Here is a 25,320-nt window from a genome sequence, read left to right on the forward strand (position 1 = left end):
TACTACACTAAGTGATCTTCCTTACAACCTAATTCACTTTTTAAAATTTTAATGAAATTATATTTAAATGTCTCATCTTTCATGAGTTAAAAGAAGCATTTTGAAATACATATGTAATCAGTTACTAGGAGATACTCCATGCAACATAAATATGAAAGAGCCATTACATCTGATTTATTGGAATATATGTAGTTAGTAATGCAACTTTAGATAAAAGTTGTAATAGAGAGAATTCAAGGCACAGAGCAAACCAGTAACAATCTATGTCGATGGTTTTGATTTATTATATTTAGTATATTTTATTGGTAATAAAATCGACTATTGAGTAAAATCCTATCTTTTTGCAGTCTAGCTTTTTAAAAAATGTGCATTTTATGTAATTTTTGATGGAGATATTTGGGGTTAAAGATGGATACGGATATTTGGATAATGCTTCAACAAGCGATCCAAAACCTAATAACCTTAATTAATATTATATCTCTTATAAAAGAGCTGTAAGGAGATAAAGGGTATGTTTAAACAAAATTTTGCAGATAGGCTTAATAAAGCAGTTAAACAAAAAGAATCCCATTCGGTTATAGGGTTAGATCCTATAATTTCACGTATTCCCAATTTTATAATAGAAGAAGCTAAAAAAACATATGGCGAAAACCCAAAGGGAGCTGGGTTTGCTTTTACTCAATTTAATAAATTAGTTATTGATGCAATTAAAGATAACGTGGCAGTTATAAAGCCTCAACTAGCATATTATGAAGTTTTTGGTGAACACGGAATTCACGCTTTTTGGGAAACTGTGAAGTATGCTCAACAGATGGGATTGCTTGTAATCGCCGATGCAAAAAGGGGCGATATAGGTTCTACTGCAAAAGCCTATGCAAATTCATTTTTTAGAGATGAAAACAACAAATGGAATCAAAATAAAGATGCAGTAGATGCACTTACAATTAACCCCTATTTAGGTAGAGATAGCCTTGAACCGTTTTTTAACTCAGCTAAAGAGATAAATTCTGGATTATTTGTTTTAGTTAAAACGAGTAACCCATATTCGGGGGATTTTCAAGACCAGAAGTCAATAGATGGAATATCCTTAGCTGAGAAAGTAGGATTTCTAATAAATAAATTTTCTAATGAACACTTAGGGGAATCAGGTTATTCTTCAATTGGGGCTGTTGTAGGAGCAACCTATCCTGAAGATATGAAGGTATTTAGAAAGATAATGCCTAAATCCGTATTTTTGGTTCCGGGATATGGAACACAAGGAGCAACTGGAAAAGATGTTGTTAATGCTTTTAATGAAGATGGATATGGGGCTTTGATTAGTGCCTCCCGCAGTATTATATACTCTTTTGAATCAGTAAATGCTCAGGATCATATGGCTGTGAAAAATGCTATCACACAAGCAACTATTGAAATGAATAAAGATATTAATTCAGCTTTAAAAAAAGAAAATAAGCTGATCTGGTAGAATTTTTGATCATTCCCTTTTAAAGTATTATTTAGAAAACCTTATTCCATATCCAATACAATAATTTTAAAAAACACAAAGTACCATTTGAAAAACTTCAAATGGTACTTTGCGTTTTAAATCGAATTTACATATGATATGGTTCATCATAAATATGTAAATTAAGATTCATTTTCCTTCTATCATCTTTTAAATCACACTCAACACTTTACGCCTTCGTAATATGAGAGGCTCTTTCACCATAAGTAAAAACATTATCTTCATTCAGCGGAAATGGATTATCAACAAAGGTAATGTAAAACTGTTACCATTAAAGGAAGGAGGTAAATATATGAAGATAAGATTAGCTAAATTAGGGGACTTACAGCAATTGTTGTATATTTTAAATACCGTTACTTTGGATTTACAACAAAAAGGGATACACCAATGGGATTACCCTTGGGATAATAATAAAATTGTTAATCAAATAAAAAATAATTTCTCTTACGTTTTAGTATTAGATAAGAAAATAATTGGAACCTTTTGTTTAAATGATATAAATAATATAAATGAATTCTCTGTTGAGGTAAAAAGTAAATATCTATCTCAGATTGCTATATTACCCGAATTTCAAGGGAGGGATTTTGGTTCCTCAATAACGCAATTTGCTTGTTCCTTTGTAAAAGAGTTGAAAAAAACACTATATTTAGATTGTTGGGCTGGAAATGAAAAGTTAAAAGAGTTTTATTCAAGAAATGGGCTAGAATATATCGGGGACTTCCCAGAAGAAGACTATTACATTAGTATTTTTAAATATAGCTAAAAATATGCAGAAAAATACATATATCTTTTGGGCTAACATCTGTAATTTGCCTTTTTAAAAATTAAATATCGATATAATTTGAACCTCGCACTTTGACCAATGTATTTGAAGATGCGGGGTTTCTTTATGATCGAAGTTCTCCCTTCTATTGTGGTTGTCTTAGTATTAAAGTTAGTAAATGGAATTCTATATCAATAAAGAATGACTTTACCAAAAAAAGATGAACCTTTTCCAATGGTCATTTGTTTAAATAGTATAACGCACGGAAAGGAGTGCCTTGGATGACAGAGCGTGAATTATTCGATTCTTATAACCAGGATGTATACCGCACATGTTACTACATGCTACGGAATGCACAAGATGCCGAAGATCTCTGCCATGACGTATTTATCACCGTCTTTCGTCAGGATTGGCAAAGCGTTGAACATACGCGTGCCTGGATCATGCGCATCGCAATGAACCATTGCTTAAACTTGCTTAGAAAGAATAAGACTCAGCGGGATAAACAGAGTCAGGTTCAATGGCTTCATGATCAGGCTACATCATCAATTAAATCCGTAGACACTATTGTATTAGAAAAAGCAGCAGAAGAAGAATGGGAGGAACTACTGAAGCAACTACCAGACAAATTGCTGGCAGTTGTTACCCTCCGCTATATCGGTGAGTTATCCATGGTAGAGATCGCTGAAACCCTGAAGATTCCTGTGGGTACAGTGAAGTCGAGACTTCATAAGGCATTGAAAATCATGCGCAAAAAACTTGAACACAATAACAACCTATGGTTGAAGGGAGAGAACCAATATGGAACGCATTGAAAACAAGGTTAAAAACAAAATGAAGGCATCTAATAACGTCGCTTACCCTGATTTTGATCAGATGTGGAGCAGTATCCAGCAAGACGAGCTAAAGGTTGCTGGTGGTGAACCGATTGTCCTTCGTCCTCGAAAACGAAAACGCTTTGCTTTGGTGGCAGGGCTATCTGTAGCTTTGATGGCTACACCAGTTTATGCAGCACTCACTTATGACTGGTCCAGCACGCTTACCTATAGGGAAGGTATTCAGTCCGCGTTAGAGAAGGGCTTAGGCCAAAAAATAGAGCAATCCGTTACAAAGGAGGGTGTTACGTTAACCATTCACACGGCGTTTGTAGACGAGAACAGAACCGTATTGCTATATAGTTTGAAACCTGAAACATCTCAAGATATAAAGGATGTAAAGGATATAGATTTTAAATTTATCGGACTAAAAGATTCGAAGGGTAACTTTATTGAAGGGAATTATACGCACGAGTGGAATGAGGAGCTTGGTGAATTCCAGGGATTTTTTGAGACGGACTGGGTTGCCGAAGGGCAGACGACCGATGTTGAGTTTGTAATGGAGAATATCCAATACATCGGCAATAAGAAGCAGTCCATCAGCTATAATCCTAATGACTCTACTACGCAAGTGTTCCCAATTCAAAAGGATGGGGTGGGTAGCGTGACCTTACAGTCTTTTGAACAAGCTGAAGGTAAAGTTCTCCTAAGATCAGACGTTAAGCTTTCGGATACTGAAATGCCGTACAAACGTGTAGAATTCGAGGCAATCAATGATGTGGGTGAATCTGTTAAACAAGTGCAAGGTACTTCTTTCTCATACCGTGACGGAAAAGCAAACGTCGATCAACTATTCAAGTCCGACACCTTACGTGAAGAAGGAACTAAATTCCAGATCTCTTATGAGCATATACTAGAAACAAAAGAAAGTACTTGGAGCACAAATATGAATCTTTCCAAAAAACAGTTGGAAAATGGGTCATTTAAGCAAGTGCTAGACATCCCTATGGGTGATGTTCCTAACACGAAAATCCATGAAATGAAGGTTACACCAACCCAAGTTCGTTTGATTCTTACTCAAGATCAAGATATGTACGAAACTATTCCTTTTAGGGAATATCAACTGGATGTAGGTGGGACCTTGTTAAATTCTAGATGGGTAACTTTGGGTAAAAACCCTAGCGAAACAGAGCTACGCTTTGAAGTAAAAGGGCTGGATGTGGCTTCTCTGGCTAATCAGCCTGTAACCTTCGTTGCGAAGCACCGTGTTGATGCAATTAGGGGAGACGACAATCCAATCCGTTTGACTGACATATCAGTAAAACCTCAAAGCTTAACGTCTAGCATTGCGGGGTATCCAATCACATGGACTTATTATTTGAAGGACAATAACCTCTATGTGGAATCCTTGAGCTCTGACCCGGCGTTTGCTGGAGTCAATCAAACCTATTATCTGGACGGCGATAATGGACCGGTCTTTGGGTATCCTGAACTGATGGGTTTATTTGAAGATGAAAGTAATAAAGCAATGGATGTGTATGAAAATTTCAATAAGAAAGAGCTAGATATTTACATTGAAAAGTATTTAATCGACAAGCCAAACGAGGAGCTTCGTATTCAGCTTAAGTCTGGAAAATAACATGCGTCGGAGCTGCAGTTTTCTAGGCGATTTTCGACACGAATTGTGCGAGCACAATTCAAAATCCGGACGCATTGTTTAACTGTCCGAAAGCAAAGCGACAGCTACAATTATGCAAGGCTATTAGCACTAGTAACTTTAGTTATGGTTTGTTCTTACTTAAAGCCATCTACACAAACTAGTGGGCAATAAAAAATAATGAATATAAAAATAAGCTGTGAAGAGATTTTTCTTTATAGCTTATTTTTATTTAAACATGATTCTAGGACTAATATCTGTGTAAACAATCAAAGACAAAGAGGGGGATTATCGCTATAGGTAATAAAACGCAATATTAATTATTTCAAAAAAGAGAGATGAAAAATGAAATTAAAACCGTGCTTAACAGCTTAATAATTAGCTTTCGAAAAGTTATACAATTAAATTTATCTTTTTAATTTATTGACAATTCCAATAAAGGTACTATAATAATTAACAAGATTTGCATAACGAAAAATTGTTGTTAACAATTTGGAGTATAAGAGTAAAAGTGTTGAAGAGAACTAGTAGTTTTAATGGAACTTACAGAAAGTAGCCGGTCGATGAGAGGCGCAAGGAAAGTTAAAATGAATTCATCTTGGAGCTGCGTACCGAACTTTAGTAGGCTACGACGGGTTTGCATCCGTAATCAATGCAAAGGTATCGCATTTAGCCGTACCTATTGAGAAGAGTTATGTGAGTAACTCTTAAATTAAGGTGGTAACACGTTCATAACACGTCCTTTAGGTTTATTCCTAAAGGGCGTTTTTTTATTTTCATTCAGCAGAACAGTGGGTGGAAAGATTGTGGCCATTACCGAGATGATCGACATCGTGCAGTCCTAGGAACAATTCAAAATCCGGACGCATTGTTTATCTGCGCGAAAGCGGCAAATGTTTTCTGTAGCGATACCTACAATTACGCCAAGACGAAATTGATTTTTACTCTTATAGAACTTGCAATATTAATTCAATATTTAAGGAGTTGTATTGTATGTTTTTAAGACTGGAAGAACAAGAAGAGATGATTCAAAGGGGGGTAGGTAAGATCGCTAATGAAAGTGAGGTTTTACCTGATAACATCCCCACCATGTTAATTGAAATAGGGAAAGAGTCTGTACTAGATATTATTCCATCATTAATTGCTGAAGGATATATTAAAAGCAAAAGCGAATTTATGCGATTAATTAAACAAAATGGGGTATCTTTAAACGGTGAAAAACTTGTAGAAGATGATACTGACATAATATTGATGAATGATGAGGTTTTACAAATCGGGAAAAAAGGATTTCTACGATTTATAAAATAAGGGAGCTGGGTTCAATAATCTTCCTTTCGAAAATTTAAGTGAAATTTTAAACACTTTGATAACCATCTATCAAAGAAATGATAGATGGTTATTGTATTTCTAGGGGGTATAAAAGACAATTGTGTTTGTAAAGAATCACTCTTTTTGTTTTCTTGATATAATAATTATGCAAGACTGTCCTCAAAAGATTGTATACTTTAGCCTTTTTGAACAGCTATATGGTTAATAGTATAGAAGGAAATTATGCAAATAATCCGCGTGCTTTAAAGGTTAATCCTATAAAGGTAATCTAATTTTCAAGTATTGTGTAATCCCTTTGATATAAAGACATTGATGAATATATTTATAAAAATGCAATGAATTGTTATGTCAAATAATAGGGAGTGGTATATTTAGAGTTTAGTTTCAAAATTGAATTATTTGTTAATTTCTCTCTCATTTTACCATTACCATACAAAATAATGTTATGCTATATCACGATAATAGTTTATGGAGGCGGTATTATGTATTACAGTAATGGTAATTATGAGGCTTTTGCACGTCCTAAAAAACCAGTAGGTGTTGATGAGAAATCAGCGTATCTTGTTGGTTCGGGGCTAGCTTCACTGTCAGCCGCATGTTTTTTAATTCGTGATGGTCAAATGAAGGGAGAGAATATTCATATTCTCGAAGAACTAGATATCTCAGGAGGTAGTCTTGATGGTATTTTAAATCCGACAAGAGGCTTTATTATTCGCGGTGGTCGAGAAATGGAAGATCATTTTGAATGCCTATGGGATTTATTCCGTTCAATCCCATCTCTAGAAATAGAAAACGCTTCTGTTTTAGATGAATTTTATTGGTTAAATAAAGAGGATCCTAACTATTCAAAATGTAGGTTGATTGAAAATAGAGGGCAAAGACTTGAGGATGATGGTAAATTTACATTATCTGATAAAGCATCTGAAGAAATGATTAAATTATTCTTTACTCCTGAAGAGAAATTAGAGGATGTAAAAATTACAGATGTTTTCTCTGAAGAGTTCTTTGAATCGAACTTCTGGCTATATTGGTCTACGATGTTTGCGTTTGAAAAATGGCATTCTGCAATGGAAATGCGTCGTTATATTATGCGTTTCATTCATCATGTTGGGGGTCTACCTGATTTATCTGCTTTGAAATTTACAAAGTATAACCAGTATGAATCTTTAGTACTTCCTATGATTAAATATTTAGAAAGCCATAATGTTGATTTCCAATTTAACACTGTTGTAGAGAATGTTTTAGTTGATAAAGTTGGCGACAAAAAGGTAGCTCATACTTTAGTGTTAAAACAAAATGGTGAGAAAAAGAATATTGAGCTAACAGAAAATGAATTAGTTTTCGTTACAAATGGTAGTATTACGGAGAGTACAACTTATGGTGACAATAATACACCAGCCCCTATAAGCACAGATTTAGGAGGAAGCTGGTCACTTTGGAAAAACATCGCTTCACAAGATTCTGAGTTCGGTAGACCAGAAAAATTCTGCGAGAATCTTCCTGAAGAAAGTTGGTTTGTTTCAGCAACACTAACTACATTGGATGCTAAAGTTGCTCCATATATTGAAAAGATAAGCAAAAGAGATCCTTACGCTGGTAAAGTGGTTACTGGTGGTATTGTAACTGCTACTGATTCTAATTGGATGCTAAGCTATACGTTGAACCGACAACCTCATTTTAAAGATCAACCAAAAGACCAATTAGTAGTGTGGATTTATGGTTTACTTTCTAATAAACCGGGTGATTTTATTAAAAAGAGTATCACGGAATGTACTGGAATTGAGATTGCGCAAGAGTGGTTGTACCATATGGGTGTGCCTGTAGACGAAATACCAGATTTAGCACAAAATTCTTGTAATACAATTCCATGTTACATGCCTTATATAACATCTTACTTCATGCCTAGAGCAATGGGAGATCGTCCTTTAGTTGTCCCTAATGGATCTGTTAACTTAGCCTTCATGGGTAATTTTAGTGAAACAGCAAGAGACACTGTATTCACAACTGAATATTCAGTAAGAACAGCGATGGAAGCTGTTTATCAATTATTAGATATTGATCGAGGCGTTCCAGAAGTGTTTGCATCTACTTATGATATTCGTACTTTGTTAGCTTCAACTGCTCGCTTACTTGATGGTGAAAAATTTACAGATGTAGATGCTCCATTTATCTTAAAACAAATTGGTAAATTTGGTATTCATAAAACGAAAGATACGATTATATATGATTTACTCAAAGAAAGTAAATTGATATAAAAATTAAGTTACTTAAATCAGACTGTGGACAAACTCAAAACATTTTAAGTTTGCCTACAGTCTTTTTTCTTGGCTGTTTTTATGTTTGATATTTCGTAAATCGAATATTTAACTAAAGCACTCCGTTCAATAAGGAATTTGATGTTGGAAAATAATTTTGAGGACTTTAGTTATTCCATTCGTCCCTGACAAAGGCCATTACGCTTTCAATAGTTGAGACATTCTTCTTGAGCCAACTTTCACACATTTCTCTTGCCAATGGGTAAATAAACCTAATTCTACTAACGATTTTTACATAACCTAGTAAAACATTTATAACACCATCAGCATTTAACCCAATTCTTGTAAATCCTTAACCAGTTCTACATCTTCTTGAGAAACAACACCATGATCCCTTTTCCCTTCTATTGAAACTGTCAAAACACTTTCTGTTTTTATTGAATGTCTTCGTCACCTTTGTACTCCAAAATATCACCTGGCTGACAATCTAAAGTCTTACATATCGCTTCTAATGTTGAAAAACGAACCGCTTTTGCTTTCCCATTTTTCAGAATAGAAAGATTCGCCATAGTAATCCCAACCCTTTCCGAAAGCTCCGTTACGCTCATTTTTCGCTTTGCTAACATCACATCAATATTAATAATAATTGCCATATCATCCACCTCAGACCGTCAAATCATTTTCTGATTTTATATTAATCGCTTCTTGTAGAAGCCGTTGGAGGATAGCAGCAAAAACGGCGATAATCAACGAAGCAAAAATGATGATGAGTCCCATTATTCCAATAGGAGGGTCAACTTTATTTGCTATAAAATGGAATAGTGGCAAACCTAATACATACAAACCACTGATTATAATCGCACAGCACTTTATGCTCTTTAACGCCTTTACAGATAATTCCGAGAATGCTGTGTTCTCGTCAATGTACCGCAAAAGATTAAAAGCCTGATAGAGAGCAAAGTAAAAAGGCACAGCTGATCCATACATCACGATGAAAATGAGATATTTCATTGGAGAAAAATTTGGATACAATCTTGATGCAAAATTAGCCAAATGGGGTACTAAAAATATACATAAAGCGAGAATTGCAATTCCAGCCAGAAAAATAATTACCTTTAAGAAAGTTGTTGAACCTCGTTTAACATTCATATTAAGCACCTCACTTATTTAATAACATTATAAATTTAACATACCATTTATCGTTTTGCGATAAATTCGTATTGTTTTTGAATGTATTATTATTGTTATTTATATATCCTTTTAATTTTAATATTCATTAAAATATTCACAATAAAAAACTCGACCCATAACTAATGGATCGAGTTATAAATTTGTTTTTATTTATTCGACTTTCATTTATATAGTTGAATTTCAGTACCCGACTTTGTTATCATTCGACATCAATTAAACTGCCCTATTAGTTTAATATTAACAGTGAAGCTTATTAAACAACCGAGCCTGTTTGCTAATTTGCAAAACGTTTACATATTTGATATTCCATAGCTAAAAATACAAAGTAATAAACTGATAATGGTTAATCCAGCAACTGGAATAGCAAAAACTTTATTGTTTTTAAATTCATAGGTTGCTGTGATTGCACCTGCGACGCATAATGCTAACCATACGGGTATAAACACAGCATCCGCAATATTTGTTGGTAACAGAGCGTAACCATTAACTAAGTAAAATACCCAGTTCAAAACCAACAGTCCTACTATTACATAAGAGATTTTTCGAGGTGGGTTTCCTTTCTTGTCTTTTCTAACAGTTATAAATACTGGAATGATAAACGTAAAAAATGCAAGAATGCCAACAACCATTAAAATTATTAATGAAATTCCAATGATGAACTCTCCCTTTCACAATACCTCATTGTGTAATCTGACTTATTTTAAAATAAAAGGTTGCGTTTACCGATTGTTGAACACAAGTTAAACAATTCAATGTCTTAAAAGACTTTGCTCCACTTGACTAAAGCCCCTGTTGAATAATTAATTATTTATTTTTAGTCTCCAGTTCTAACCAACCTTCAAATAAGGAATCATCTTCTAATTCTAAATAGAATTTCATGAACCTTACGAATTCATTTGTATCTACTTCTTTATACTTATAAAGAGTAAAATATCTACTTAAAAAATCCTCTGCTGTTTGTTTTCCACCATGTTGATTGAAAATCTTAGCTAAGTTTGAGTAGGATTGACCATAGATATAATTACTTTGTATACTTTTTAAATAGTCATGTAATGGTAAATTGGAAGGCAACGGTTCCATTTTGTCTGAAAAGTCTATATATCTTAATTCTTTCTCATTTGGATATTTAAATAAATAAGTTGCAATCTCAGCAATTCCCTCATCTAACCACGCATCGGTGTATGGGTCATTACTTATTATTCCGTAAAACCATTGATGAGCAATTTCATGAATTACAATATTTTTTAATGCTTCGTTTGTGACAGAACGCCCATAGATGGAGCCTGCTGTTACCACCCCTGGATACTCCATTCCTGGCCCATCTAAAATAATATCTAACTGTTTGTGTGGATACGGCCCAATAATACTTTGAAAGTAATTGAAAGATTCAACAGCAGTCTCTGCCACTTCCTCTAAAAACTCCTCTGATCTACCCTTTCCAAATACTCTAATATTTACATTATTAGATTTTTTTTCGATAACTTGCGGGTCTTTTAAAATAGCAACAAATATTTCTTTTACATTTTCAATTCGAAATGATTTATTGTTTACACTTGGAAATTTATCTTCATCACTGGTTGTAACAAGAGTGTATTCTTTAGGAATATCAAATGTTACATTAAAGTTACTAAAAGCTGTGTGATATGACTCTCCTTTGAAAGAATAATCTTGCTTATTCCATCCTTTTTGATAGGTAGGAACCATTGGATACCATTGAGCGAGATGATAATTACTATCGATTTTTTCGAATCTAAACCCGTCGATTGGTAAGGTGAAGTTATATTTCATTTGAAATTTAACACTTTCATTTGGAGAAACCAATGTTCTTAAAGGGATGTTTATTATATCTTTCTCAAGTAAGTATGATGCATCTTGATTGTCAATTTTAACTGACTCAATTCCAATTTCAGATGGGGTATTTAATTGAGGAGAATTTTCGGACGTAAACATATTAGGAATAAAATAAAGTTTTAACTCATCCCATTTTTCATTAGAAACATTGAGAATATCTATTGATATTTCTGCACTAAAAAGCCCATTGGTATCCATACTTAATTTCATATTATAATTACTTTGGCTCCCAGATGGTATTTCTTGGGGATTGAAAACTATATCTGAACAACCTATTAATAAAAATATACTTAGAAGGTAAATAAACAATATTTTCTTCAAAAGAAGTTATCCCCTTTCCTATATCGAATATTCAAACTTAAAATTTACCATTACTAATATATTCCATATACTCAATTGAGATTCCTTTTTACACTAGCCTGCCCTGTTAGTTGAATAGCAACAATCTTTCGTAAAACAGCCTTTTTCTTTTACATTGATAAAGCCGTTGACCGGAAGGATGGGTGGATGCTTTCCGCGAGCGGGGTCGAGCTGCTTCCCTCTGCTTTCGCGACAGATAAATTACTGCCCGTTCATAAAGGGTCGATCCGTAAGAGGTTAATTTGTATCCTTTATCTTCAGAACGCCAATATACTTGGATGCTAATGAGAGATTTATCAAATCGTCATCTTTTTTGTAAATGACATTATGACCATCAATTTTAACTTGCTTCCATCCACTCTTTATAATCATTAAACGATAGCTAAGAGGAACCTCTGTACCTGTGGATTTCCCCCATGTAAAGCCTTTTCCATTCGTATTTTCACTGTCAAGCGTTGCATCTTTTGGAACAGGGAAATCATAGAATTCTTGTAGGAAATAATAATGCTTATCCAAATTCATATAATTACCAACACCTACTCCAACTAAAAGAGTATAAAATAAAATCCACGATACAGCTCGTTTCATAAATTAATCACCTTTTTCTACAAGTTATTTGTTAGTTAAAAAAGCAAAATAATCCATTTTAAGAATGCTCTTTTATTATATCAATGAATACCATAGCTTCATTAAAAAGTTTGATAAAAATCAAACTCTCCTATAATATATCTTTAAGAAACATATTTGTTATTTTATTACAAATTTAAGGGCGGGGGGTTTGAGTAATTTGGACATATCTATCCATAAATTACAAGAATGTGATGAACAAGAATTATTTATTTTTGAAAAGGAAAATCGATTATTCTTTGAACAAATGGTACCTAGTCGCGGAGAAGATTATTATAGTTTTGAAACGTTTAAAGAAAGACATAGAGAGCTTTTAACGGAACAACGGGAACGAAAATCAATATTCTATTTAATAAGAGATAACTTGGGCAATATTGTTGGTAGAATCAATTTAGTGGATATTGATGCAACTAATCATTGTGCGGAAATTGGTTATAGAGTTGGAGAAGAATATGGTGGAAAGGGAATAGGAGCTAGAGCCTTAAAACTATTAATAGAATCAGAAAGCAATATAAAAAAGATAAAAGCAAAAACAACAACGAATAATATTGCCTCTCAAAGAGTTCTTGAAAAAAATGGATTTAAACCAGTATGTATCAGTGATGAAGTGTTCGAAATGAATGGTCAAAACTTGAAATTTATACATTATATTTTCGAATACTAAAGAATAGGAGGGGTTTGTGAAGCAGTGATTAAACGAATAGTAAAAGTATTTATAGTTTTTATTGTGATATTTTTGTTAATCATTACTGCGAGCTTTTTCATCCATCAAATGCAGCTATCGAAAGAAGATAAACTATTTATTCCAACTGGAAAAATGCTAGAAGTTAATGGTCATCAGATCCATGTTTACATAGAAGGAAAAGGTGAAGAAACGCTTGTATTTATGTCTGGGGGAGGCACAAGCTCACCTGTTTTAGATTTTAAATCATTATATTCATTGTTAAGTGATAAATATAGAATCGTTGTCGTTGAAAAGGCAGGCTATGGATTTAGTGACATTACAGATTCTGACCGTGATATTGATACTATTTTGCGTGAAACAAGGGAAGCTCTATTAAAATCAGGCGTTGAAGGACCTTATATTTTATTTCCTCATTCTATGTCTGGGATTGAAGCATTATATTGGGCTGAAGTTCATCCAGATGAGGTAAAAGCAATTGTAGGGTTGGATATGGCTGTTCCAACTGCATACGAGGATTATGATATAAATATGTCGATGATCTATTTAAGTTCCTTAGCTGCAAAGATTGGCGTTACGAGGTGGATTCCTGGCCTTTCCGAAAGTGATGCGATGAAGTATGGGAATTTGACAAAGCAAGAAAAAGAACTGTCTAAAGTGATTTTTTATCGTAGAACCGTAACTAAAAATATGATAAATGAAGTTAAGCAAATTAAAGCAAATGCTGAAAAGGTAGGAGCGGCTGGAATCCCAAATGTTCCAATGCTTATGTTCTCTTCAAACGGTCAAGGGACAGGCTGGGATGAGGATACATGGCATGAATTACAAAAGGATTTCATTAGCAAGCATGATGAGGGCAAACTTATAAAATTAGATTGCTCACACTATGTTCATGATATTGAATTTAAGAGAATAGCGGACGAATCAGAAAAATATATAGAGAGTTTGAATCAAGGGAGCTTCATGAATTGATAGTTTCCGTTTCTAAAATTAAACTTCCAGCATCTATTAAATGCTACTATCTTTAGTAATGCTGTTAAAGAACTAATACAAAATGACATTACGAAATTAAAAGGCTAAAAAACGGCTTCAGCCCAATCAATGGTAGGCTGAAGCCGTTTTTCATTCTAAATAATGCTCTCTGTACGCTTAAAAGCAAGCTTCCATATTATTAGGTTTATGAGTATAAGAATAATAAAATAGATAATTGACCCAAAAGTAATTTGACTGGCTATTAAATAGTGTAACCCTGCCAGCATACCTAATGGGATGAATAGTAAAATGGTTTTCCAGCCCTGGGCATCACCGATCTCATCATAGGGCTTAGTGAAAGGTATTTTGCTACTCATACCGAAGTAACAAATTATGGTGAACAAACAGCTGGTTACTAATACTGCTAATAAGTCTGGGATAATTCTAAGGCCATAAATATAGCAAAAAATAATACTTAGCACTATATATAACGGAATATACAATTTGATTAAAAATGCCTTTAAGCTACCTTTTTGTAGATCTCTATAATCTTTTAGCGGCAGTGTTTTATAAATCCACGCAGCCTTATATTTAGCAGAATGACCAAGCATTAGGACAGCAGATGGCATAATGAGCATACTAAAATAAATATTTAAATAACCCATGCTGACAGAATAATCGATTTGTTCCGATCTACTAAAAGTAAACATAAAGATAAATGGGATGATAAACGAAAAGCCTAAAGATGGATATACTTTCAGTTTAAACTCCCGCTCTTGCTTCATCATTAGGGAAGCGAAGCGGTAGAATGCTCTTTCTTCATGAGTTCGACAAACAATCGCTAATAAAGATGACTTTAAACGATTATTTTTTTCTTTTTTTGATTTACTTGTGCCTAATAGTTTTTGTAAATTACGTTCAAAGGTTGGAACTAGTTTGATATAAAGCCATATCGAGATGATGGGTATGATGATCGCCAAAATACAGAAAACCATTGTCAATAAAGAATAGTCACCATTTAGCAGTAACTCGTAGGGAGCGGCGAACCACATTGGTATAAGGAAAACACTCCACCAATGAAACGCAACCACCATATCTAAATTGACAAGTTCAAATGATCTAATAAGAACTTGATAGCCAATCATTAGCATTAAGGATAGCCCGATTTGTACATAGTTGATCATATCCTTCAGCTTTTCCCCATCAAAGAATCGTAAAATCACAATATAGAGAATGGCGGTAAGAGCGACAATAAATAGGTTGATTAAAATAATCTCAAGCACTGTTAAAATAAAGAATACAATGCCTTGATTAAATAGGCTTACCAAAAGTGGAATAGCCGTTAATGCAACAGTTAAATACGTCAAATAGATAAAAATATGCATAAATTTAGCTGCATTAATGGTTTTAGCAGAGATAGGCTTAGTCGAAAGGATACTTCTGTCCCGTACATCCAACAGGACTGATGAAAAATCAGAGATGAGGGATGTCATAATTAAAAAAATAATCATGGCATACGAAATACTCATCTGGAAAAGATAGTTTTGCCCAAAGCTCATTAGAGGAATGAGCATAAGCCCGAATAAAACATAAATCCATAAAGATTTAATATAGCCGTATTTTTGATCGTCCTTCTTCTTGGTTTGGTTAAATAATGTTGGTATTTTACGCTCATCCATTGTTAGCTTTATATGAAGGATTTTCCGCATCATTTCATAATCAATGCCCATCTTGATAAAAATAATTCGGAATTTATCCAGTAATTGTAGGGTTTTAAAATCCGTCATTATCGTACCTCTTGTACAATTGAAACAAATTTTTCACCAATTTCCTGATGCTCGTGGAAGCCCGTCAATTGGTTGAAAATTCTTTCTAGAGTTCCCTCTGTGTTATCGGCTTGTAGCTGGGCAAATGTCCCATCGGCAGCGATTTTTCCATCATACAACAGGATGATACGGCTACTGATTTTCTCCACCACGTCCATAATATGAGATGAATAAAATATGGTTTTTCCTTGAGCGGCTAGTTGCGTTAAGATCTCCTTAAAAATCATGACACTATTAGCATCTAACCCATTGATTGGTTCATCTAAAAATAGTAAGTCTGGATTATGTAATAAACTTGCGATGATTAACAGCTTCTGCCGCATACCCTTTGAATAAGAAGATATTCTTGAATGATATGCTTCTCCGACACCGAACAACTCCATTAAGGATTTTGATTTGTCTGCTGCTACTTCTAATTCGAGTCCATAAAGCTGGCCAATGAATGTTAAATATTCATAACCTGTTAAATTATCATAAACATCAGCGATTTCAGGTACATAACCAATTCTTCGCTTATAGTTAATTTGATTTTTTTGTATATTTTCCCCAAAAAGCTTAATTTCTCCGCCGTATTCCCCTTCGATTCCTAAAATAATTTTGACAGTCGTGCTTTTACCTGCACCGTTCGGACCAATATAGCCGATAATTTCTCCTCTGGATACATGAAGATCAATGCCTTTTAAAATTTCTTTGTTTCCATAGCTCTTCGTCAAATTTGTAATCGTTAAAATTTCTTCCATCTTGCAGCTCCCTCCTAGAGGTTGTTAATAATAAACATGGAAAAAGATAACCATAAATATAATATATCATATAAAAAGGGGGGATATTCCTTTTTGTAAGATGAAACCAGATCATTTCCAGTCTTGTCTAACTTTATAAGAGGGGAGGTTTTGTTTTGACGAATGATGACAAAGAAGTTTTGCTAAATGAAGCGATGGAGCAGCATGGTGATTATTTAAAGCGTTTAGTTTATACATATGTAAAAGAAATACAAAAAACAGAAGATATTGTACAGGATGTCTTTTTTAAATTTTATAAAAGTCTTGATTGTTTTAAAGGGCGTTCTTCCATTAAAACGTATTTATATCGTATAGCTGTGAACGAGTGTCAAAATTATTTAAAAAGCTGGCATTATAGAAAGTTAGAAGTAACAGAAAAAGTGAGAACTTGGTTAAAACGAGATTCTCTTGAAATGGACTATTTACAGAAAGAGCAAAATCAATCAATTGGAGAATTAGTGAATTCGTTACCGATTAAATATCGAGAAGTACTGTGGCTGCATTATTATGTTGAATTATCGATTGCAGAGATGGCCGATGTTTTAAAATGCTCTCCTAACACGATCAAAACACGTCTAGTACGGGGCAGGAAACTAGCAAAAATAACGGTAGAGGAGGGGGAAATTGAATATGAATATTAAAAATGAACTAGAGAGGTCTATTCCTAATTCTGTAAAATTGTCAGAGACGGAGAAAGAGAATATTCGTGCCAAAATACAGCATTCTAATATACCTAAATATCATTTTAAGCCCTTAATTGTTTCAATAGTAGCGGTCATCCTAATAGGAATTAGTCTATTACCTACTATTCAATCGATGGAGAAAGCTAGCTCTCCTTCTGATGATTCATCAATGGCTATTACGGGTGAAGTGCAAGAGCAAAATTTTGAATCACCTACACAACCTACAGAAGATATACCTAAAGAATCACCCCTTCCTCTTACAGATGAGGTAAAAAAACAATATTATAAGCAATATGTGGAGATCGTAGAAAAAGCTATGCAACAGAAACCAGGTTTATCTACCTTTGTTGCGCCAATAGAGGAATTTGAAGAAGAATATTGGGTTACACCGGAAGAATTTGAAAAAAGGATTCAATTGGGGGTAGAACAACACTTGGCAACAGAACGTGAGAAAATTGATAATATGCTAACATCCCCGGAACCAGTTATTACAAATGCGGATGGTAGTACAACTAAAACAACGTATATTTACTTCCCAGATATTTTGAAAACAATCGAAGTAACTGGACATTTTGAAACAAAATATAATGAAGTTCATGAGCGACAATTATTTATAAAAGCAGACAACATCTCAACAAAATTAGCCTATCCTAGCGGCACGTGGGAGCAAACATCCTATAAGGTTTCTTTAATAGATGGTGGTAGGACCTATAGTATTCGTATTGAAGGAAATTTTGATTATAATAAATTTCACTTTGAAAAGGCATTTACCATTGAATTTAATTGTGATGAAAATGGCAAAATATATTAGTATTTTGGACGGGGAATTATGGCCTATAATTGATGAAGCAAAGGTACATGTAGGGTTAATTTGCGCTAATATGTTAGAGATGAATTTACAAGAGTAGGTCTATTTAAAACGAACTAAAGTACCTGAGTGTTTTTGACATAAACATTGAGGAAATGATAAGGGGAATATCTTTGAAAATTGGAAATATCATTATTATTTTAGGGATAATCAGTAGTTTAATTGGATTGGTCTATCCATTAGGCTATCACAATTCTATTTACTTTAAATACCTATTTTATATAGGGATCATGGTTTTTGGAATCGGTATTTTAATCGATAGGATTGAAAGCTATATACACTATCAAATAAGGAAACGTTAATTTTAATCAACGTTTCCTTATTTTTTTACCATGTTGAAACTTGTGTGCCAGAATAGATAGGAGTGAGTTTATCTTCATTACATAAGAATAAATGTATCTTTATTGTAGCAACCACGTCTAAAGAAAATTCCACATGCTGTGGACCTTTTGAGTTTGAAACAGTTATGCAAAAATGAAGCAAGGGGGCAAGGAAGTGTTTAATGATTTTAAGCTTATGGATGATCGTCCGGTTTATATTCAATTAAAAGATTATTTAAAAGAAATGATTATGAAGGGACACCTGCTGGAGCATCAGAAGCTTCCATCTACCCGTGAACTTAGTAAATTATTATTGGTCAGTAGAAATACAGTACTGAATGCATATGCAGATTTAGAGCAAGAGGGCATTATCTATGCAGTGAAAGGAAAAGGGAATTTTGTAGGGAAGGTCGTAACAGTGAAAACAACATCCATTGAACTTCATTGGAAGGAAAGGCTTAATAAAGTTACCTTGTTAGCGGACGAATTAGATTTGATGAAGCAAGAAGATATTCACTGGGAAAAAGGCATGATTTCCTTCAACAGTGTGGCCCCTGAAGAAAAACTTTTTGATGTTGAAAATTTTAAAAGAGCCTTTTTAACTCGTATGTCCCTTGAAGGAGATATCGTATTGAATTACGGATACGCAAAGGGCTATAAACCTCTAATCGAGTACCTTCTTCACTATATGGAAATGAAGGGTGTTGATATTTCTAATAAGGGTATGTTGATTACGAATGGTTTTACCGAAGGATTGGATATTTTATTATCTTCTTTCGCTAAAAAATCAGGGCGTGTAATTTGCGAAAATCCAACTCATCATGCAGCATTAAAGCTTTTTCGTTTACATGGCTTTGACATTCACGGAATCGACATGAAGGATGATGGTATTGATATAGATCAAGTTGAAAAATGCTTGGCAGAAAAAGCTTTTGATTTTGCCTATCTAATCCCGTCTTATCATAATCCAACAGGAATTGTTACCTCCTCAGAAAAAAGGGCTGAAATCATTAGACTTTTTTCTAAATATCAAATTCCAATTGTGGAGGATGGCTTTAATGAGGAATTACTTTATTCTGGTTCTCATTTAGCACCGTTAATGACTTTTATCGGAGCTGGTAACAATGTTATTTATATTAGTAGCTTTTCAAAAATTCTTTTTCCCGGCTTACGTGTTGGTTGGATTCTAGCAGATAAGAAGCTTATCCACTACTTGGAAAGTTTAAAAAGGGCACGGACTATTCATACATCGACACTAGATCAAGCCGTGCTTTATCAATATTTACAGGATGGTTATTTCGAAAAATATTTAAAAAAGGCCAAGGCAGTCTATAAGAAAAAATATGAACTAGCCCGTCAGACTTGCAATCAATACATCCCTTTTAAAAGAATGACTGGGGATGGTGGGCTTCATCTATTTATTGAGCTAGAAGAAGGAATGAATGCTCGTACACTATTGGAAAAGTGCTATCAAAGGGGAGTTGTTTTTTATCCTGGAGATGTTTTTTATAGTAATGATGAAGGCAGTAACACATTAAGATTAGGATTTTCTCGGTTAAAAGAAGAGGATATTGTCCGTGGAATTAAGATCATCGGTGACACTTTGAAAAATGAAATGGGGAGTTGAACATATGAAAGTTGGCGTTATTATGGGGGGCGTTTCCTCTGAAAAGGAAATCTCTATCATGACAGGGGCAGAAATGATTGCCCATTTAGATAAGAGTAAATATGAAGTTGTCGCGATTGAACTACATGACAAAAAAGAGCTTGTAGAAAAGGTGAGAAACCTCGATATTGCCTTGTTAGCGCTTCACGGCAAATTTGGGGAAGATGGCACGATTCAAGGTGTACTTGAAACCTTAGATGTTCCATATACCGGGAGCGGGATGCTAGCAAGCGGTATGTGTATGGATAAAAATATATCGAAAAAAATTCTACGTTATGAGGGAGTTGAAACACCAGATTGGCTCCATCTTTCGACTATTGAGGAGCTTGGCTTAGATGAATTAGATAAAATGGGGTACCCATTAGTAGTAAAACCTAATTCGGGTGGCTCCAGCGTAGGTGTAAAAATAGTAAAAGATAAAGATACTTTAGTATCAGCGGTTTCGGAAGTATTCAAATGGGATTCTGAAATTATAATTGAAAAGTATATTAAAGGGGAAGAAATAACATGCTCTATTATCGATGGTGAACTATTACCAATACTTTCGATTCGACATACTGCAGACTTTTTTGACTATAAGGCGAAATATGAGGATGCCGCTACGATTGAGGAGATTGTAGAACTTCCAACTGCCATACATGAACGTGTTGCTGAAGCTGCAATGGCCTGCTATAACGCTTTAAAGTGCAGTGTTTATGCCAGAATTGATATGATGATCAAGGATGGAATCCCATATGTCATGGAGGTCAATACATTGCCAGGGATGACAAAAAATAGCTTACTCCCAAAAAGCGCACTTGGAGCAGGGATCAGCTATGAGAACCTATTGGATAAGATTATAGAAATTTCTTTGCAGGTTAGAAGACTGTAAACCTAATACCCGTTTTGCAAAAAACACCTCTATGTTAAGTTTTCAACATAAGGTGTTTTCTCAGATTATTAGGTCAGTATAACTAAGATTTAGATAATTCAATAAACCCTTGTCCAAACACATCTCTTACATCGTGAATGGCGATAAAGGCATCCTTATCGATTTCTTTTACGATTTTCTTTAGTTTTACAACTTCCTGTTTACTAATAACAATATAAAGAATTTCTTTCTGTTCTTTCGTATAATAGCCGTGCCCTGATAGCACTGTGACGCCTCGATTCATAAACCCATTGACATGACTAGCAATGTCTTCTGGTTTTTTTGAAATAATGGTAACTGCTTTTTTAGGATTTACACCTTCAATCACAAACTCCATTACCTTTGTTCCGATATAGAGCATAATAATAGTCAGCATTAATGCCTCTGCCCCGATAATAAAATAAGATGAAAAAGCAACAATTAAATCAAAAAATAATAGACCATAACTAACACTCCAGCCCAGATATTTGTTCGTGATTCTAGCTAAGATAGTTGAACCTGCTGTTGTTCCACCTACTCTTATAATTAAGCCTATGCCAACTCCAGCAAACACTCCGCCAAAAATAGTATTCACAATAATTTCATTTGAAGAAATGGACCACGATTCTGTCAAATGCAAAAAAAGTGAATGAAGGGTTACGGCAATAATCGTATAAATAGTCGTTTGCCTACTTAAAAATTTATAGCCAACCACTAATAAAACTGCATTTAGTGCAAAGCTCACAATACTTGGCGACCATCCAAACAGATAATACGCAATGATAGTTATACCAGTTACGCCACCTTCACCTAAATCATTAGGAATAACAAATAAATTTACCGCCAGCGCAAAAAGCATCGCCCCAATCGCAATCATTAAAAAATCCATAATGTATTTCTTCATATTACACACCACCAAAAAAATTGATTTTTTCCTAAATACATACTATATCAAGTTCTCTTTATTTTATATACCTTTCAACAAGAAGATGTTTGGAGTCAAGGTAAAGGTAATCAAGAAAAGGATATCCTCAGATCTATGCGACTTTACACAAATGAGATGTCACGAGACTCCTATAATGCAAGGAAATGGTCTTGAACTGACAATAACCAAGTAGCTTGTGAAGAAGCAATTTATTGACATCAATGTTACATCTATAGCAAAAGAACAAACTACATTTTCTTTTAGCTTACCTAGATGGGGATAAGTCATACTCTGGAAACTTGCAAATGTCAGAAATGTGTATTAGTACATTTCATAAACAAGTTGCATAGGATAATCTTATAATGTGTGAGGGGATTGAGAAAATGTACTACATTCCTTATTACGGTAACGTGCCTATGTATAACTATGGAGATCAGCTTGTTTATTGGACCCTTCCTAACCAGATAGGGTATGCAAACAGAGCTGACCCTTCTCGTTTTTCTAATGATGAAAGTATTGTATTAAAAGATTATGGAACCCTGCCACTTGTCATCAATCTTGAAAAGGCGGCTAAGCAAAACGATAATTATCGTACTACTCTGTGGACAGGGAATAAATTACAGCTTACTTTAATGAGTATTAATGTTGGTGAAGATATTGGTCTGGAAATACACCCAAATGTTGATCAATTTTTATATATTGAACAGGGCGAGGGACTTGCTCAAATGGGCCCAAGTAAAAACAATTTAAACTATGAAAGAATGGTCCAGGATGATTATGCCGTAATAGTGCCTGCTGGAACATGGCATAACGTCACAAATACAGGGAGTGTGCCACTAAAGCTTTATTCGATCTACGCTCCTCCTAACCACCCATTTGGTACTGTACATGTTACTAAAGCAGACGCTATGACCTCGGAAGCAGGGTACGGTAGTGGCAACCAATAATAGATTTTGTAATTTCTCGATACTACAAATATAACTAAAAAAGACAACTTTACTTAGAGAAGTTGTCTTTTTTCTCGTCATTTAAATGATTTATATATAGATATTAAGCCATCCAAAAAGTTAGCTACAAAGGATATGATGGTTTTTGTTTTGGGCGTTGTAAAGTACATAAAAAGACCGATTCTACGAGATCTCGGTCTTTTTGAATAGGATATGCTTTTATTTAAACTCTACATTAATTCTTTTTGTATTATCTTTTGCTAGTTTTGGCATTTTAACTTTCAGAAGGTCATTTTTATAAGTAGCTGATATTCCTTCATGGTCTACTAGTCTTGGAAGAGATATAGCATGTTGAAAACGACTCATATAACGTTCTCCTCTATGCATATTTTCATTTGCTCGATTAATAATACCACTAATTTTTAGCATATTATTTTCTATGTCAATATCGATATCTTCCTTTTTTTCTAATCCAGGTATATGACAAGTAGCCACTAGCTCATTATCAGTTTCATGAATATCTACTCGAATACCACCAAACGGTTTCATGTTATCGAAGGAAAACGGAAAGTCTGAAAATAAACGATCAAGGTCTCTTCTCATTTTGGCTAGGTGCTTAAATGGTTCGTACGGCTCTAATCCCATAATGAATACCTCCTCAATATTTTTACAGGGTTACTATTTCGATTTATAAAAATTTTATGCATTAGAGGATTATACGAATTGGACTATAAACCATTAGAAGATGAAATTGAAGATTTAGTGGAATTATTAACTCAAAACAAGTGGATTTATCTTCATGAGTCCCAGTTCCCCTACATAAACGAAATGTTGAAATCTTAACATTTCTTAACTGTAGCTTGTATGGAGAATTAATCGTAAGACCCTGACAGTCATTTTGTTAGGAGAGTCGGAACCTTCTGTAAAAATAATCAGACGTAGTCATTATAATTTAAGCTGGACCTTCCATAATAATGATTAGGGACCGTTGATTTTTCTCGGAGAGTGGCGACTCCCGCGGAAAGCGCCAACTCGGAGTAAAAATCAACCTTTGCTTATCGATACGCATTATTTAATATTTATTCTTTTGACGGAAAGCTGAGCAGAGATTTTTATATCATTACATCTTTGCTTTTTTAAATAAACAAACCTATTGACGTAAATTAAAACATCGTGGTATTATTATCTCGAATTCAAGATAAATAAATTCAAGATAAACGAATTCAAACCTTTTAACTTCTTTCAGCGATGTCCAAACACCTGTACCTGCTGAAAGAAGTTAAAGCCTCCGGCGGATGTCACGGATTCGGAGAGGAGTTCTTTGTACAGGCACAAAGCCGAATCCGGACGCAATTATGCCGAGGCATAATTGATTCTTTGTAGAAAAGTTTAACTTTTTACATCAGAAGGAGGTAATATTATGGGTTTTTTAAATAAATTCTTTACTTCAAAAAAAGAGGAGGAAAAAACAATGGCAGAATTAAATATCGGAATCATTATTGGATCAACACGTGAAGGGCGTGTAAGTCCACAGGTAGCACAATGGGTAAAAGAAATTGCAGATCAACGCGGAGATGCTAATTATACAATCATTGATATTGCGGATTACAAATTACCTTTATTGGGGGAACCAGGACAAGATGCATCAGGCGCTCAAGCTTGGTCAGAAATTGTTGCCAAACAAGATGGATTTGTATTTATCGTGCAAGAGTACAATCATTCCATTACAGGTGCTCTCAAAAATGCACTTGATTACTTACGTGTAGAGTGGAATAACAAAGCTGCAGGTATTGTATCTTATGGATCTGTAGGTGGTGCACGAGCAGCTGAACATTTACGTGGCATTATGGGCGAACTATTAATTGCTGACGTACGCGTACATCCAGCAATATCATTATTCACAGATTTTGAAAATGGAACAGATTTTAAACCAAAGGCGGTTCAATCAGATTCTGTTAACCAAATGTTAGATCAATTAATTCCTTGGTCAAAAGCTTTATATACAATTCGTTAATCTTGTTTAACTTATTTCAGCGGGTGTCCAAACACCAATTGAAATAGAGGAACTCAGTCTAAGAACGCCACGTCCTGTGGCAACGACTGAGTGACCAACATCACGTTGGCCCAAAGTCTCCGGCGGATGTCACGGAATCGGAAAGGAGTTCTTAAAGGATGTTAGCCTAAAATCATCGCATCCATGCGATAACGGCTAACTGACTTGCATCGGTAAAAACGACACGTCCTGTGGCATTACCGAAATGACCGACATTGTGTCGGCCCTCACGCAGGCCTAAGCACAAAGCCGATTCCGGACGCAATTATGCCGAAGTATAATTGATAGATTGAGGTAGAACGTTATTGGGTAAAGTATAGGTGTGAAAATACATTTAGTCATGAAGGGGCTAGTTAAC

Annotated in this window: 23 protein-coding genes and 1 other annotated feature; of the genes, 14 read left to right on the forward strand and 9 right to left on the reverse strand. The window is 34.5% G+C overall.

The annotated features are described in order from the left end of the window. Positions 1-511 precede the first annotated feature (511 nt). The 6 genes from pyrF (at position 512) to ACIQXF_RS14825 (ending at position 8,323) form a co-directional block, all read left to right on the forward strand. Positions 512-1,465, forward strand: coding sequence for an orotidine-5'-phosphate decarboxylase (gene pyrF, locus ACIQXF_RS14800; protein ID WP_402783987.1), 954 nt, complete (start codon positions 512-514; stop codon positions 1,463-1,465). Positions 1,466-1,796: 331 nt separating this feature from the next. After that, on the forward strand, positions 1,797-2,267 hold the full coding sequence (locus tag ACIQXF_RS14805; protein WP_402783989.1) for a GNAT family N-acetyltransferase: 471 nt from the start codon (positions 1,797-1,799) through the stop codon (positions 2,265-2,267). Positions 2,268-2,548: 281 nt separating this feature from the next. Beyond that, positions 2,549-3,082: an RNA polymerase sigma factor gene (locus ACIQXF_RS14810; RefSeq protein WP_402783991.1), complete on the forward strand. Its 534-nt coding sequence runs from the start codon at positions 2,549-2,551 to the stop codon at positions 3,080-3,082. Next, positions 3,069-4,721, forward strand: coding sequence for a DUF4179 domain-containing protein (locus tag ACIQXF_RS14815; protein WP_402783993.1), 1,653 nt, complete (start codon positions 3,069-3,071; stop codon positions 4,719-4,721). The genes ACIQXF_RS14810 and ACIQXF_RS14815 overlap by 14 nt, the downstream gene beginning before the upstream one ends. 523 nt (positions 4,722-5,244) lie before the next feature. Continuing rightward, positions 5,245-5,486: a binding site (T-box leader), on the forward strand. A gap of 246 nt (positions 5,487-5,732) precedes the next feature. Continuing rightward, the gene (locus tag ACIQXF_RS14820) at positions 5,733-6,047 is read left to right on the forward strand and encodes a hypothetical protein (protein ID WP_402783995.1); all 315 of its coding nucleotides are present in this window, start codon (positions 5,733-5,735) and stop codon (positions 6,045-6,047) included. A 503-nt stretch (positions 6,048-6,550) separates the two neighbouring features. Beyond that, positions 6,551-8,323: an oleate hydratase gene (locus ACIQXF_RS14825; RefSeq protein ID WP_402783997.1), complete on the forward strand. Its 1,773-nt coding sequence runs from the start codon at positions 6,551-6,553 to the stop codon at positions 8,321-8,323. 434 nt (positions 8,324-8,757) lie between these two features. On the opposite strand, the gene ACIQXF_RS14830 is transcribed toward ACIQXF_RS14825, so the two are convergent. The 5 genes from ACIQXF_RS14830 to ACIQXF_RS14850 form a co-directional block, all read right to left on the reverse strand. Then, a complete protein-coding gene (locus tag ACIQXF_RS14830) occupies positions 8,758-8,976 on the reverse strand; it encodes a helix-turn-helix domain-containing protein (protein ID WP_402783999.1) in 219 nt (72 codons plus the stop codon). Between the two features lie 10 nt (positions 8,977-8,986). Beyond that, the gene (locus ACIQXF_RS14835; protein ID WP_402784001.1) at positions 8,987-9,472 is read right to left on the reverse strand and encodes a DUF2975 domain-containing protein; all 486 of its coding nucleotides are present in this window, start codon (positions 9,470-9,472) and stop codon (positions 8,987-8,989) included. 332 nt (positions 9,473-9,804) lie between these two features. After that, a complete protein-coding gene (locus ACIQXF_RS14840; RefSeq protein ID WP_402784003.1) occupies positions 9,805-10,143 on the reverse strand; it encodes a hypothetical protein in 339 nt (112 codons plus the stop codon). A gap of 175 nt (positions 10,144-10,318) precedes the next feature. Beyond that, positions 10,319-11,686 carry a M1 family metallopeptidase gene (locus tag ACIQXF_RS14845; protein WP_402784005.1) on the reverse strand — a complete coding sequence of 456 codons (1,368 nt, stop codon included), beginning with the start codon at positions 11,684-11,686 and terminating at the stop codon, positions 10,319-10,321. Positions 11,687-11,962: 276 nt separating this feature from the next. After that, on the reverse strand, positions 11,963-12,313 hold the full coding sequence (locus ACIQXF_RS14850; protein ID WP_402784007.1) for a hypothetical protein: 351 nt from the start codon (positions 12,311-12,313) through the stop codon (positions 11,963-11,965). Positions 12,314-12,512: 199 nt separating this feature from the next. Between ACIQXF_RS14850 and ACIQXF_RS14855 the strand changes: the two genes are divergently transcribed. Both ACIQXF_RS14855 and ACIQXF_RS14860 read left to right on the forward strand, forming a co-directional pair. Continuing rightward, the gene (locus ACIQXF_RS14855) at positions 12,513-13,016 is read left to right on the forward strand and encodes a GNAT family N-acetyltransferase (RefSeq protein WP_402784009.1); all 504 of its coding nucleotides are present in this window, start codon (positions 12,513-12,515) and stop codon (positions 13,014-13,016) included. Positions 13,017-13,040: 24 nt separating this feature from the next. After that, positions 13,041-14,006: an alpha/beta hydrolase gene (locus ACIQXF_RS14860; RefSeq protein ID WP_402784011.1), complete on the forward strand. Its 966-nt coding sequence runs from the start codon at positions 13,041-13,043 to the stop codon at positions 14,004-14,006. 155 nt (positions 14,007-14,161) lie between these two features. On the opposite strand, the gene ACIQXF_RS14865 is transcribed toward ACIQXF_RS14860, so the two are convergent. After that, entirely contained in the window at positions 14,162-15,793 is a 1,632-nt protein-coding gene (locus ACIQXF_RS14865) for a hypothetical protein (protein WP_402784013.1), read from the reverse strand. Further along, positions 15,793-16,572, reverse strand: a complete 780-nt coding sequence (locus ACIQXF_RS14870; RefSeq protein WP_402784015.1) for an ABC transporter ATP-binding protein — start codon at positions 16,570-16,572, stop codon at positions 15,793-15,795. Before ACIQXF_RS14870 ends, ACIQXF_RS14865 begins: the two co-directional genes overlap by 1 nt. A 155-nt stretch (positions 16,573-16,727) precedes the next feature. Here ACIQXF_RS14870 and ACIQXF_RS14875 point away from each other — a divergent pair, with 155 nt between their 5' ends. The 4 genes from ACIQXF_RS14875 to ACIQXF_RS14890 all read left to right on the forward strand — a co-directional run bounded on the left by ACIQXF_RS14875 (position 16,728) and on the right by ACIQXF_RS14890 (position 21,019). Next, positions 16,728-17,252 (forward strand): sigma-70 family RNA polymerase sigma factor, encoded by a 525-nt coding sequence (locus tag ACIQXF_RS14875; protein WP_402784017.1) that lies wholly within the window; start codon positions 16,728-16,730, stop codon positions 17,250-17,252. After that, complete coding sequence (locus ACIQXF_RS14880; protein ID WP_402784019.1) at positions 17,242-18,105, forward strand: hypothetical protein; 864 nt, start codon at positions 17,242-17,244, stop codon at positions 18,103-18,105. The genes ACIQXF_RS14875 and ACIQXF_RS14880 overlap by 11 nt, the downstream gene beginning before the upstream one ends. A 531-nt stretch (positions 18,106-18,636) precedes the next feature. Further along, the gene (gene pdxR, locus ACIQXF_RS14885) at positions 18,637-20,109 is read left to right on the forward strand and encodes a MocR-like pyridoxine biosynthesis transcription factor PdxR (protein ID WP_402784021.1); all 1,473 of its coding nucleotides are present in this window, start codon (positions 18,637-18,639) and stop codon (positions 20,107-20,109) included. A gap of 4 nt (positions 20,110-20,113) precedes the next feature. Further along, positions 20,114-21,019, forward strand: coding sequence for a D-alanine--D-alanine ligase (locus ACIQXF_RS14890; RefSeq protein WP_402784023.1), 906 nt, complete (start codon positions 20,114-20,116; stop codon positions 21,017-21,019). Between the two features lie 82 nt (positions 21,020-21,101). Here ACIQXF_RS14890 and ACIQXF_RS14895 read toward each other — a convergent pair whose 3' ends face one another. Further along, on the reverse strand, positions 21,102-21,941 hold the full coding sequence (locus ACIQXF_RS14895; RefSeq protein WP_402784025.1) for a YitT family protein: 840 nt from the start codon (positions 21,939-21,941) through the stop codon (positions 21,102-21,104). Between the two features lie 404 nt (positions 21,942-22,345). Here ACIQXF_RS14895 and ACIQXF_RS14900 point away from each other — a divergent pair, with 404 nt between their 5' ends. Next, positions 22,346-22,909 carry a cupin domain-containing protein gene (locus ACIQXF_RS14900; protein WP_402784027.1) on the forward strand — a complete coding sequence of 188 codons (564 nt, stop codon included), beginning with the start codon at positions 22,346-22,348 and terminating at the stop codon, positions 22,907-22,909. Positions 22,910-23,128: 219 nt separating this feature from the next. Here ACIQXF_RS14900 and ACIQXF_RS14905 read toward each other — a convergent pair whose 3' ends face one another. Then, on the reverse strand, positions 23,129-23,554 hold the full coding sequence (locus tag ACIQXF_RS14905; protein WP_402784029.1) for an Hsp20/alpha crystallin family protein: 426 nt from the start codon (positions 23,552-23,554) through the stop codon (positions 23,129-23,131). 775 nt (positions 23,555-24,329) lie between these two features. Between ACIQXF_RS14905 and ACIQXF_RS14910 the strand changes: the two genes are divergently transcribed. Further along, positions 24,330-24,923, forward strand: coding sequence for an NADPH-dependent FMN reductase (locus ACIQXF_RS14910; protein WP_402784031.1), 594 nt, complete (start codon positions 24,330-24,332; stop codon positions 24,921-24,923). The last annotated feature ends 397 nt before the right edge of the window (positions 24,924-25,320 follow it).

Source organism: Lysinibacillus sp. NPDC097231, from assembly GCF_044761885.1.
GTDB lineage: Bacteria > Bacillota > Bacilli > Bacillales_A > Planococcaceae > Lysinibacillus.

What these genes read in the sequence shown, in the direction of transcription:
- pyrF (WP_402783987.1), top strand. Translation starts at nt 512, where the DNA reads ATGTTTAAACAAAATTTTGCAGATAGGCTTAATAAAGCAGTTAAACAA.
- ACIQXF_RS14805 (WP_402783989.1), top strand. Translation starts at nt 1,797, where the DNA reads ATGAAGATAAGATTAGCTAAATTAGGGGACTTACAGCAATTGTTGTAT.
- ACIQXF_RS14810 (WP_402783991.1), top strand. Translation starts at nt 2,549, where the DNA reads ATGACAGAGCGTGAATTATTCGATTCTTATAACCAGGATGTATACCGC.
- ACIQXF_RS14815 (WP_402783993.1), top strand. Translation starts at nt 3,069, where the DNA reads ATGGAACGCATTGAAAACAAGGTTAAAAACAAAATGAAGGCATCTAAT.
- ACIQXF_RS14820 (WP_402783995.1), top strand. Translation starts at nt 5,733, where the DNA reads ATGTTTTTAAGACTGGAAGAACAAGAAGAGATGATTCAAAGGGGGGTA.
- ACIQXF_RS14825 (WP_402783997.1), top strand. Translation starts at nt 6,551, where the DNA reads ATGTATTACAGTAATGGTAATTATGAGGCTTTTGCACGTCCTAAAAAA.
- ACIQXF_RS14830 (WP_402783999.1), bottom strand. Translation starts at nt 8,976, where the DNA reads ATGGCAATTATTATTAATATTGATGTGATGTTAGCAAAGCGAAAAATG.
- ACIQXF_RS14835 (WP_402784001.1), bottom strand. Translation starts at nt 9,472, where the DNA reads ATGAATGTTAAACGAGGTTCAACAACTTTCTTAAAGGTAATTATTTTT.
- ACIQXF_RS14840 (WP_402784003.1), bottom strand. Translation starts at nt 10,143, where the DNA reads ATGGTTGTTGGCATTCTTGCATTTTTTACGTTTATCATTCCAGTATTT.
- ACIQXF_RS14850 (WP_402784007.1), bottom strand. Translation starts at nt 12,313, where the DNA reads ATGAAACGAGCTGTATCGTGGATTTTATTTTATACTCTTTTAGTTGGA.
- ACIQXF_RS14865 (WP_402784013.1), bottom strand. Translation starts at nt 15,793, where the DNA reads ATGACGGATTTTAAAACCCTACAATTACTGGATAAATTCCGAATTATT.
- ACIQXF_RS14870 (WP_402784015.1), bottom strand. Translation starts at nt 16,572, where the DNA reads ATGGAAGAAATTTTAACGATTACAAATTTGACGAAGAGCTATGGAAAC.
- ACIQXF_RS14880 (WP_402784019.1), top strand. Translation starts at nt 17,242, where the DNA reads ATGAATATTAAAAATGAACTAGAGAGGTCTATTCCTAATTCTGTAAAA.
- pdxR (WP_402784021.1), top strand. Translation starts at nt 18,637, where the DNA reads ATGAAGCAAGGGGGCAAGGAAGTGTTTAATGATTTTAAGCTTATGGAT.
- ACIQXF_RS14890 (WP_402784023.1), top strand. Translation starts at nt 20,114, where the DNA reads ATGAAAGTTGGCGTTATTATGGGGGGCGTTTCCTCTGAAAAGGAAATC.
- ACIQXF_RS14895 (WP_402784025.1), bottom strand. Translation starts at nt 21,941, where the DNA reads ATGAAGAAATACATTATGGATTTTTTAATGATTGCGATTGGGGCGATG.
- ACIQXF_RS14900 (WP_402784027.1), top strand. Translation starts at nt 22,346, where the DNA reads ATGTACTACATTCCTTATTACGGTAACGTGCCTATGTATAACTATGGA.
- ACIQXF_RS14905 (WP_402784029.1), bottom strand. Translation starts at nt 23,554, where the DNA reads ATGGGATTAGAGCCGTACGAACCATTTAAGCACCTAGCCAAAATGAGA.
- ACIQXF_RS14910 (WP_402784031.1), top strand. Translation starts at nt 24,330, where the DNA reads ATGGGTTTTTTAAATAAATTCTTTACTTCAAAAAAAGAGGAGGAAAAA.